The sequence below is a fragment of the Ideonella sp. B508-1 genome, assembly GCF_000333615.1.
Classification (GTDB): domain Bacteria; phylum Pseudomonadota; class Gammaproteobacteria; order Burkholderiales; family Burkholderiaceae_C; genus Ideonella.
Genome location: NZ_BADL01000068.1, coordinates 1 through 1,584, shown reverse-complemented (window position 1 = coordinate 1,584; position 1,584 = coordinate 1). Strand labels below are relative to the sequence as shown.

At 66.5% G+C, this 1,584-nt stretch carries 2 protein-coding genes; one reads left to right on the top strand and one right to left on the bottom strand.

Annotation, left to right across the window (positions count from 1 at the left end; translation table 11 throughout):
- Window positions 1-34 precede the first annotated feature (34 nt).
- A complete protein-coding gene (locus tag I73_RS02995; RefSeq protein WP_026096245.1) occupies window positions 35-211 on the bottom strand; it encodes a type II toxin-antitoxin system HicA family toxin in 177 nt (58 codons plus the stop codon).
- Window positions 212-835: 624 nt separating this feature from the next.
- Here I73_RS02995 and I73_RS25645 point away from each other — a divergent pair.
- On the top strand, window positions 836-1,584 hold a 749-nt coding region (locus I73_RS25645; RefSeq protein WP_148289663.1), incomplete at its 3' end, for a phage tail tape measure protein.

Genomic DNA, 1,584 nt, shown 5'->3' with positions numbered 1-1,584 from the left:
TGGGTGTGAAGGGGAAGCCCTGCGGGGTCTCCCTTCACTTCAGACCCAGTTGCTTGAGGATGGCGTTTCTGGTGCCTTCCTTGAGTTCCTGGGCGGGGTGCCTGGGCAGGGTGCTTTGCTTTCCGTTCAGGTACAGCTTCCAGTGGTTGGTGCCGTTCTTGCTCTCCACTCCCTGCGACTCAAGCCACCGCTTGAACTCGCTGATCTTCAAGGTCACCTCCCTGTGAGGTTGGTGCGATGGCTAAGTTATAAGCACGCAAGCTTATTAAAGCAAGCGAAAATGTTTATGAAAGTCGCCCAGCACAGCGGGTAGGTCGGGAGGCCGACGCCTGAGGAGATGGCCCTGTGCCGAGTCGCGGGCCGATCAGCCCCCCACCCCTTGCATCACTCGCCAGAGGCCCGCCAGGCCAGCCCCAGGGGCTGCCCTGGCCGTGCCTCGCCGGCCCTCTGCATTTCAGGCGGCCCCCCCATCCAACCTTCCAGCGCGCGCACGGGACCCCGCCCCGCCCGCCCTCTTTGTGGGTCGATTTCGACGACGCTGTCGGCGTAGCGGGTCTCCTCCCGAGGGAAGGGCAGAAGCCAGCCCTGTTGGATGACGGGATTTGACGGACTTTGTGTGGTCGCGTGGAGAGGCTGATGGCCCGGCGTTACCTAACGCAGGACGGAAGCCGTGCCGGGATCCGCTCCGATGAGGTCTGCAGGGCCCGCAGGCCTTCGATGTACTGCGAAGACCTGTGGTCGGCCGGGCCATTGCAATCTGCAAGTCGATGGCGGCTTCAAGCGGTCTCGCCAACCATGGGCCACCGCGTCAGGACCACCGCCCCCAGGAGTAACCATGTCTTTCGCTCAACCATTGAGGATCCAGGTCCTTCTCGAAGCCATCGACAAGGCGAGGGGCCCGCTCATGCGCGTTGGGCAGGCCGGGAAGGTCACAGCCAAGGACCTGCGGGGAACGCTGGATGAGCTGCGCAAGCTCAAGACCCAGCAAGACGCCCTGAGCAAATTCCAGGAGACCCAGGCGGCCCTCAAGGGCACCAGCGAGCAGCTGGCCACCATGCGCCAGCGCGTGCAAGAGCTGCGCGCTGCGGGCCATGACCGCACCGCCCTGCTGGGCCCCAACTATGCCAAGAACCTGGCCCAGGCCGAGCGCGAGGCCGGCCGCCTGACCCAGCAGCTGGCCGCCCAGGCCAACACCGTGCGCGACCTCAAGGGCCGCCTGGCCGCCCTGGGCATCGACCAGGTCACCGGCGCCGAAAAGCGCCTGGCCGATGCCATGGCCCGCACCAACGGCCAGGCCGACACCCAGCGCGCCCGCCTGCGGGCTCTGACCGAAGCCGAGAAGCGCCTGCAGGACACCCGCCAGCGTGCCGGCCAGCTGGCTGCCGCCGGCGTGGGCGCCACCGCGGCCGGTGCGGCTGCGCTGGGCCCTGTGGGGAAGGTCGTCAAGGATTACGCCAGCCTGGAGACAGCCATGCTCGGCGTGCCCAAGCAGGTCAATGGCGCGCGCGGCCCCAACGGCGAACTCACCCAGAACTACTACGACATCCGCAAACAGGTCTTCGAACTCAGCCAGCAGCTGCCCTA